Annotated in this window: 7 protein-coding genes; 3 read left to right on the top strand and 4 right to left on the bottom strand. The window is 61.8% G+C overall.

What is annotated here, in order from left to right; genetic code table 11:
• The 3 genes from FN369_RS08920 to FN369_RS08910 form a co-directional block, all read right to left on the bottom strand.
• A partial coding sequence (locus tag FN369_RS08920) for an SAM-dependent methyltransferase (RefSeq protein WP_178087775.1) occupies window positions 1-547 on the bottom strand: 547 nt, incomplete at its 3' end.
• Window positions 544-840 (bottom strand): MerR family transcriptional regulator, encoded by a 297-nt coding sequence (locus FN369_RS08915; RefSeq protein ID WP_142525807.1) that lies wholly within the window; start codon window positions 838-840, stop codon window positions 544-546. The genes FN369_RS08915 and FN369_RS08920, both read right to left, overlap by 4 nt.
• 24 nt (window positions 841-864) lie before the next feature.
• Window positions 865-1,827: a DnaJ C-terminal domain-containing protein gene (locus FN369_RS08910; protein WP_142525806.1), complete on the bottom strand. Its 963-nt coding sequence runs from the start codon at window positions 1,825-1,827 to the stop codon at window positions 865-867.
• Window positions 1,828-1,858: 31 nt separating this feature from the next.
• Between FN369_RS08910 and FN369_RS08905 the strand changes: the two genes are divergently transcribed.
• Complete coding sequence (locus FN369_RS08905; protein WP_142525805.1) at window positions 1,859-2,824, top strand: DNA-3-methyladenine glycosylase family protein; 966 nt, start codon at window positions 1,859-1,861, stop codon at window positions 2,822-2,824.
• A 4-nt stretch (window positions 2,825-2,828) separates the two neighbouring features.
• On the opposite strand, the gene FN369_RS08900 is transcribed toward FN369_RS08905, so the two are convergent.
• Window positions 2,829-4,241, bottom strand: coding sequence for an aspartate aminotransferase family protein (locus FN369_RS08900; RefSeq protein ID WP_142525804.1), 1,413 nt, complete (start codon window positions 4,239-4,241; stop codon window positions 2,829-2,831).
• 242 nt (window positions 4,242-4,483) lie between these two features.
• On the opposite strand from FN369_RS08900, the gene FN369_RS08895 reads away from it, so the two are divergent.
• Window positions 4,484-4,708 carry a YgaP family membrane protein gene (locus FN369_RS08895; RefSeq protein WP_142525803.1) on the top strand — a complete coding sequence of 75 codons (225 nt, stop codon included), beginning with the start codon at window positions 4,484-4,486 and terminating at the stop codon, window positions 4,706-4,708.
• Between the two features lie 152 nt (window positions 4,709-4,860).
• Window positions 4,861-7,857: a type III-B CRISPR-associated protein Cas10/Cmr2 gene (cas10, locus tag FN369_RS08890; RefSeq protein ID WP_142525802.1), complete on the top strand. Its 2,997-nt coding sequence runs from the start codon at window positions 4,861-4,863 to the stop codon at window positions 7,855-7,857.
• The last annotated feature ends 77 nt before the right edge of the window (window positions 7,858-7,934 follow it).

The following is a 7,934-nucleotide window of genomic DNA, read 5'->3' as shown; positions in this document are numbered from 1 at the left end:
GGACGAGCCGGTGGACCGGGAAGCTATCCACCAGCTCGTTGGAAAAAAAGACGCCGGCGAGCTTTTCTCTCTCGCCCCAAGAGCGGATCCAGCGGAAGTGATCGGAAAGGCCCGCCGCGTGCACCCGCGCTTCCTGCTCCTGACGAGACCGGGCTCTTGGCTCGACGATCGTGTAGCGGATCCGTTCCGCGAGACGAGGCTCCCGGCGTCGAAGCGAGCCGACCAAGTCGCAGGCGAGCCACCCCGCTCCCGCCCCTTGCTCCCAGAGATCGAAGCTCTCCGGTCGTCCCAGAAGAGCCCAAGCCTCGGCCACCGTTTCCGAAAAGAGCCGGCCGAAGGCGGGCCCGGAACTCGGGCCGGTGTAGTAGTCTCCCCTTCGGCCGATCCGATCGGAAGGGGATCGGGCATAATACCCGAAGCGGGGGTGGTAGAGGGCGAGCTCCATGAAGCGCCAAAATGGAATGGGACCCCCTTGAGCCAAGAGGGTTCGTAGGAGCGCCGCAAGGGGCGTCTGCCCCTTGTCGCACCCGTCGATTCGCTCGTTCATTCTTCCTGGGAGCGCAAGGCGTCGGCTAGGAGGCGGAGTGCCCGCACGGAGAGACCATAATCTTTTCGGAGCTGCTCGAGCCTCTTGAGGAGAAAGAGCGCATCGTCATCGAAAAGGGGAGCCTGCGGCCCTTCTGTTTCGCCGGAAAGGAGACCGAGCCTCCAATAGCAGAGAATCATCTCCGGATGGACCCTGGCGAGCTCGGCCAGGGATGCGACCGAATATCTCGGCGGAGAGCTTCGATAGAGAATCAGGGCGGCCGAGGGCCGAGAATCTGGTTCGGATGACGACATAGATCCTTTTCCTGCTCGGGCGGGTCAGCCCGCTTTGTTTGCCCCGGGATGCGAAGCACGGGCAAGCCGTTCCCAGAGCTCCCGCTCCTGTGGAGTCGCCGCCTTCGGCATCCGGATCGCCAGCGTCACGTAGAGATCCCCTCGGCTCCCTTGTTTTCGCGGGAGCCCTTGGCCGGCGAGCCGGAACTTTTGGCCCGAGCTCGATCCTGGAGGAATCCGCAGGCGGACCCGGCCGGTGAGCGACGGGATCTCGACCTGGGTCCCGAGGGCGGCCGACCAGGGCGGCAGTTCGAGCTCGTAGAAAAGATCGCTTCCTTCCACGCGGAAGTAGGGATGTCTGGCATATCGAATCCGCAGAAAGAGGTCTCCCGGCCGACCGCCGGGGGGAGCTGGTTGCCCTTGGCCGGCGAGCCGGATCCGTTGCCCTTCCCGAACTCCGGGCGGGATCGAGACATGATAGCTCTGCGTCCGCACCCCGCCTCCGGGTTCCTGTCGGCGCAGGGTGATTTCCTTCGAGGTCCCTTGCAGCGCTTCCTCGAGGGTGATGGCCAAGTCCGCCTCCACGTCGGCCCCCGCGCGCGGCGCACCCATCCCCGAGGGATGGCGCTGTCCGAAGAGAGATCCGAAAGGCCCCCCGTCCGAGAAGAATGCCTCGAAAAAGTCGCTGAAGCCCGTTCCTCCGACGTGGAAGCCGAACTCCTCCGGAGTCTGGGTCCATCGGGCTCCCGTCCTCCACTGGGGGGGCGGTTGAAACTCCTGGCCCTCTTGCCAAGCCGAGCCGAGCTGGTCGTAACGCTTCCGCTTCTCCGGATCTCCCAGGACCTCGTAGGCTTCGTTGATTTCGCGAAATTTCTCTTCGGCCTTCTTCTTGTCCTTGGCGACGTCGGGATGATATTGCCGCGCCAACTTTCGGAAAGAGGAGCGAATCTCCTCCGCGGAGGCACTTCTCGGCACGCCCAGGATCTTGTAGTAATCGCGAAATTCCATCGTTTCCCCTTACTATCGGATAGCAAAGAATATGTCGAAAACCCGCCTCGACCCAATCGAGAAAACGCCCGGAACCCCTCCCGAGGCCGGCGGCCCTGACTGGGAGAGCCTTGGGAGGATCTCCGGCAGGCAGATCGATTGCGAGCGCTCGCTCTCCTGCGGGCAGACCTTCTCGTGGGGCCGACTCGGAGACGGCTCCTGGGTCGGAGTCGTCGGGAGCGCAGCCTATCGAATCCTTCCCGAAGGGGACGGCTACGCCTTGAAAGGTCTCGGGGGAGATCGCCAAAGCCTGCTCGACTATTTCGCTCTCTGCGTCGATTGGGAGCGGATCGCGGAAGAGCTTCCCTCCGATCCGCAACTCTCCCTTGCGCGAGCGGCGGGTCGAGGCGTTCGCATCCTGGCGCAGGATCCCTGGGAGACGCTGGCGAGCTTCCTCTGCTCCCCGGTGAAGCCGATTCCGGAGATCCGGCGGATCACCTGGAAGTTGCGGGCTACATGGGGGATCCCCATCGCCGGTCGGGCGCTTTTTACCTTTCCGACTCCGGAAGCGCTCGCTTCCGCCAGCAGGGAAGAGCTTCTTTCCTGCCGGCTCGGCTTTCGAGCGCGCTCCCTGCAAGCAGCGGCGCGCCGTCTCGCCGGCGATCCCGACTTCTTTTCCCGATTGCAGAGGGAGCCCACCCGCGAAGCGCGCGGGCACCTCTGCGAGCTCCCCGGAGTCGGGGAGAAGATCGCGGATTGCGTCCTGCTTTTCGGACTCGGCAGGTACGACTCCTTTCCCATCGACGTCTGGATGGAGAGGCTCTTGCGCAAGCTCTACTTTCCCAAGAGAAAGAAGCTGCCGTCTCGGAAGCTCGCCGAATTCGCCGCTTCCTATTTCGGGCCTTGGGGAGGCTATGCGCAGCAGCTCCTCTACTTCTGGTATCGCCGCTCCTTGGGCCGAAACCCCGCCGGCGAGCTTGCGCTCAGCCCCGAAGAAGAGGCACGGCTCGGGCTTTAGAGACTTAGGCCGAGAGCGGCTGCTCGGCTCCGTTGCGCATCGCCTTGAAGAAGTTGGTCCCCATATCCCACAACGGCCCGGGGAACTTCCGCAGCTCGTGAAGGACCGAATCCAACGAGGCCAGGAAATAGTCGATCTCCTTCGGCCCGACGATCAGCGGAGGCAGGGCCTTGATCACATCGGCGTTGTTGGCGGCGACCTGCGTCAGGATCCGATGATTCGCCATGAGTTGGGAAACCACGAGCTGGGGGAAGAGCCCCGAGTCGAGGGCGTGGACCGTCTTCCAAGCCAACTTGAGCCTGAGGGACTTGGGCTCCGCAAATTCGACGGCCATCATAAGCCCCTTGACCCGCACCTCCTTCACGATTTCGTGCTTCTTTTGAAGGGCTAGGAGCCCCTCCTCGAGCCGCTCCCCCATCTTCGCGGCGTTTTCCACCAGCTTCTCCTCCTCGAGGACCGAGAGGGTGGCCAGTCCGCAGGCGCAAGCCAGATTGTTCCGGCCGAAGGTAGACGAATGGACGATGCAGCGGTCGAGCCGGTTAAAGACCTTCTGATAGATCGACCGGCGGGTGACGAAGGCCCCGCAGGGGACATAGCCCCCGGAGAGCGCCTTGGCCAGCGTCACGATGTCGGGTTCGAGCCCCCAATGTTCGAAAGCAAACCACCTCCCGGTTCTTCCGAGTCCCGATTGAACCTCGTCGCAGACCAGCAGCGTTCCGTAGCGCCTGCAAAGGGCTTGGGCTTGGACGAAATAATCGTCTCTGGGGAACTGGATCCCCTTCCCCTGCACCGCCTCGATGACCAGCGCCGCCACGTCCCGCTTCCGCAGCTCCTCCTCCAGCACGGCCAGGTTGCCCGAGGGGACGGTCTGGCAGCCCGGCAGGAAGGGGCCGAATCCCTCATGGAAGAAGGGATTCCCCGTGAGGGAGAGCGATCCCATCGAGAGGCCGTGAAAGGAGTTCTGGAGCGAAAGGAGCCGGGGCCGTCCCGTTCCGGCGCGCGCGAACTTGATCGCCCCCTCAATGGCTTCGGTCCCGCTATTGCAGAGGAAAACGGAGTCGAGGTGAGGGAGCCCTTCGGCCGCGAAGCGCTTGACGAGCGCTTCCGCCAAGAGGCCGCTCAACAGCGCGGAATCCATCTGGACCATGTTGGGGAGGTCCATGTCGAGGACGTCGCGGATCGCCTTTTGGGGAACCGGATGGTTCCTGCCGATCGCGAAGACGCCGAAGCCGCTCAAAAAGTCGAGATATTCGTTGTCTTCCCGATCGTAGAGATAGGCTCCCTTCGCCCGCGCGTAGATCTTGTCGAAGCCGATGATCTGCTGCACCCGGACGAGAGTGCTGTTGAGGTGCTTTTGGTGGAGGGAGTAATTCTCTCCCATGCGGGATCGCACCAATCCCTGAAGGTCGAAAGGCATAAGACGTTTTTCTCCTTACACCGAGGCGCGGAGGCTTTCCCTGCGGCTCGAAGAGCGGAACGCTTGTGCTTACTCTCCCGAGGTCATTTCCGACAAGGGAAAACTCGCAGGCCCTCCACTTTGCTCTCGCCCTTGCCCCGCCTTTGCAGAGAGCGGGATCTTTCGCCTCGATCCCTTCGTGGAAGCCCGGAGTGGCCGGGATCCGATATTGGGAGTATGCTTTCGCAAAGGAAGGATGGCCTATGCATGTCAATGAAGGGAAAACCGAACGCACGATCCGAGTCATCGCGGGGCTCTTGCTCCTCGTGGGCCTACCGGTCGTGCTCCACGGCGCAGCGAAATGGTGGGGTTTGGTCGGTCTGGTTCCTCTCCTCACGGGCCTCTCCGGCTATTGCCCGGTCTGGTCCCTCTTCGGGATCAACACCTGCTCGATCCAGAAGAGTGACAGAGCCCTGCATCAAGGATAGACCCCGATCGCGAGCAGCGGAAAAGCGAGGAAGACGCCCTCCGGCTCGTCCGAGAAAGCCGGGGTCTCCGCTCCCGGGAGTCCATGTCTTTTTGACGTCCGCTGACGTCTCTTCCTTGGCAATGTTTGCAAAAGCGCCTAATAATTTGCGTCATGAATTTCTGGCAGCGGAAGCTCTTGGCGCAGTTACACGATCCGCCGACCAAGCCCTTCAACATCCAGCAGCACGGGGAGATTGCGGAAGCGATCATCCGCGCTTCGGGTTTCGACCCTGGGCAGATTCGATGGTTCTTCGATAGGATTTGCGATCATGTCGCCGCTGCAGCAGATCGGATCCTCTTCCCGAAGCCCTCCGTCCTGCGAGCCGAGTTCCGTGGCGATTCCGACTCCCCGTTCCTTCATCCGCTTGGGGACGGGCGACTCGTCTTCGGCGATCCGATCGATCCAATCAGCGCCGAAGAAAAAGTCGGGGCCTGCCAACCGGTCCACTATGCAATCGATCGAGTGGTGGATCGCGCGTTTGACGGCTTTCCGAAACGGGTAGGGAGGGATTGGGCCAACTTCTTTCTCCACTGGCGGCTCTGGCCCTCCTTTGCGGCGGAGGCCCATCCTGGGCTTGCCTTTCTTCCGGCTGATACCCGGGTACCCGATCACACGGTTTGGACCCACTGCGCCATTACGAGCGCCCTGCAAGGATGCGTCGAAGTCAGCGAGGAAGGGCCGGAGGGGGAGCTGCGCTCCTTCACGCCGGCATTCCTCCTGATGCAGATCGGTCCCGTTCAAGAATTCATCGCACAAGCGAGGTCGACCCGAGATCTGTGGAGCGGGAGCTATCTTCTCTCCTACCTCGTGGCCAACGGCCTCAAGGCGATCACCGACCGGGTCGGTCCCGATGCGATTCTCTTTCCCGCCTTACGCGGCCAGCCCCTCTTCGACTTTCTCCACAAAGAGGAGCTCTATGATCGGGTCGATGCAGATGGGAGTCTCTGGGAGGATCTCCGCATTTCCTGTGATCAGATTCTCACTCCGAACCTGCCGAACCGCTTCTTGGCCGTCGTCCCGGCGGGCAAGGCCCCTCTCCTGGCGGAGGCGGCCGGAACGGAGATCCGGAAGACTCTCGAAGAGATTTCCCAGGCGTGCCTCGATTGGTTCGCAGAGAAAGGGAAAGGCCTCGATGGGACCGCCGCAGCCCGATGGAGGCAGCAGGTCGACCAGTTCCTTTCCCTTCACTGGCAGATTTGGCCGTGGGAGCTGGACCTGAAGCAGGCGCTATCCGATTTCAAACGCCTTCCGGCGGGCAAGGAGGGCTGCGGGTTGGCTTTGCAGCAGGCCTACGATGCCGCCCGCAAGGGGATCTCCGCAGAGGATCTCGATCCCCGGAACTATCGCCACCAGAGCTGGCGGGACGGAAGAGATTGGCGATCGAATATCGTCTTCGATCGAGAAGGCCTCCCCGTTGTGGAAAATGTCGGCTTCTGCTGGTCGGCCCATTATGCGATGGCCGATTTTCTCCTCGCCGCCCGGCGGAACACGAGGGATTTCCCATTTTGGGGGACTCCCCAAGACCTGCGGGAGCGTTATGGAGCGGTCAAGGACGTCCTTTCTGGCAAGGAGGAATCAATCGGGAGTGAGGAGTGGCAGGCGAGCTTGGTCACAATCCCGCATCATCTCTTTCCACGAAGCGAAAGCTTGGGGGTGATGAACCTGATCAAGCGGGTCTGGCACGATGCCTATTTGAAGAATAAACTCAACAAGAATAAACTCGAATGCGAACCCTCTCGCCACTTTCTCTTCGATTCGGTGCCCGCTGTGGCCGCCGCAGACTGGGTCGAAAAGCTCAAAAAGGAGTTGGAGAACGAAGGCCGGGAGAGCCTTGCGAATGGGCTCGACGCATTCGGGAAGGCGCTGGATCGTGCTGAAGGGGAGCTCGATTGCGACTACCAGCAGTATGCGCAAGCCGAGAGCCGTCCCCAATGGATCGAGCGGGTGACCCCCGCTCTGTTTCAGGATTTGGAGCTGCGCCGGGAGATCCGAGAACGACAGGAAGCCGGAAAAGAATCCCCCGGTTTAGAAAATGCCCTTGGGGAGCTCATGAAGTTCCGCAGGGAAGCGGGCGCGCCGGGACGGTATGTCGCGGTTCTGGCCCTCGATGGGGATTCGATGGGCCAATGGCTGAGTGGCGCAAAGACACCCGAGCTTCGCGACCAGCTATCGAGGGAGGCTGTCGACTATTTTGCAAAGGAGCATGGCGCCGCGAACGACCCGGAGGCGCTGCGCGGGCTTCTGGATCACCCTCGCCTCCTCACGCCGAGCTTTCACCTCGAGCTGAGCACCGCTCTCGCCAACTTCGCCCTTTATCTCGCGAGTCCCGTCGTGAAACTGTTCCAAGGTCAATTGATCTACGCTGGCGGTGACGACGTGCTGGCAATCCTTCCCGCCGCGAACGGCTTGCTCTGTGCCTCGACCCTCCGGTGCGCCTTCCGGGGAGATCCCAAGCTGTACAGAGAGTTCCCCGGAGTGCTCGAGTCTCCGGAGGCGCAGTGGGGCTTCGTGGGCATCGACGGGAATTGGCACGGCTGGGAACGGGAAGGCCGTTTCCCGCGAGGCTACAACATGCTCGTGCCGGGTAAGCGGGCCGACATCTCCGCGGGAATCGCCATCGGGCATATGCACAGTCCGCTCCAGAATCTGGTCGAGGCAGCCCGGGCGGCGGAGAAGCGCGCGAAAAGCTCTTCCGGCTATGGCAAGTCGGCTTTTTCGGTAAGCCTTTTCAAGCGTTCGGGCGAAATCCTCGAATGGGGAGCGAAGTGGGATTGCCGAGCAATCGAACTGGTCCACGAGACCATTTCACTGACAGAAGAGGAAAAGCTTTCCGGTCGGTTCCCCTACGTGCTCGCTGATCTGCTTCGCCGATATGAGTCGGCGCAGGAGTGGCAAAGCCGCCTTGACCTGATCTGTTCTTTCTGCTCGGCCGATCTGGAGTTTGTAACCGAGCGTCAGTCCCTGAAGGGGTGGGATTCCCAGGAGAAGGAGCAGTTCCTGGCCGGTGCATCCAATTACCTCCACTGCTGTGTGGAGGAGAAGCGGTGCCTGAACGACTTCTTGGGACCATTCCTTACCGCCGCCTTTTTAGCGGATCGGCGTGACTAGTCCATCCATCATGAAATCTTTCGATCTCTTTCCGCTCGACACCCTCTTCTTCCGCGACGGCCGGCCCTTGGCGGCCG

The organism is Methylacidimicrobium cyclopophantes (genome assembly GCF_902143385.2).
GTDB lineage: Bacteria > Verrucomicrobiota > Verrucomicrobiia > Methylacidiphilales > Methylacidiphilaceae > Methylacidimicrobium > Methylacidimicrobium cyclopophantes.
This window is presented reverse-complemented; position numbering and strand designations above follow the sequence as displayed.

Bases quoted from the DNA above. Each gene is read 5' to 3' on its own strand.
- FN369_RS08915 (WP_142525807.1), bottom strand. From the start codon at position 840: ATGTCGTCATCCGAACCAGATTCTCGGCCCTCGGCCGCCCTGATTCTC.
- FN369_RS08910 (WP_142525806.1), bottom strand. From the start codon at position 1,827: ATGGAATTTCGCGATTACTACAAGATCCTGGGCGTGCCGAGAAGTGCC.
- FN369_RS08905 (WP_142525805.1), top strand. From the start codon at position 1,859: ATGTCGAAAACCCGCCTCGACCCAATCGAGAAAACGCCCGGAACCCCT.
- FN369_RS08900 (WP_142525804.1), bottom strand. From the start codon at position 4,241: ATGCCTTTCGACCTTCAGGGATTGGTGCGATCCCGCATGGGAGAGAAT.
- FN369_RS08895 (WP_142525803.1), top strand. From the start codon at position 4,484: ATGCATGTCAATGAAGGGAAAACCGAACGCACGATCCGAGTCATCGCG.
- cas10 (WP_142525802.1), top strand. From the start codon at position 4,861: ATGAATTTCTGGCAGCGGAAGCTCTTGGCGCAGTTACACGATCCGCCG.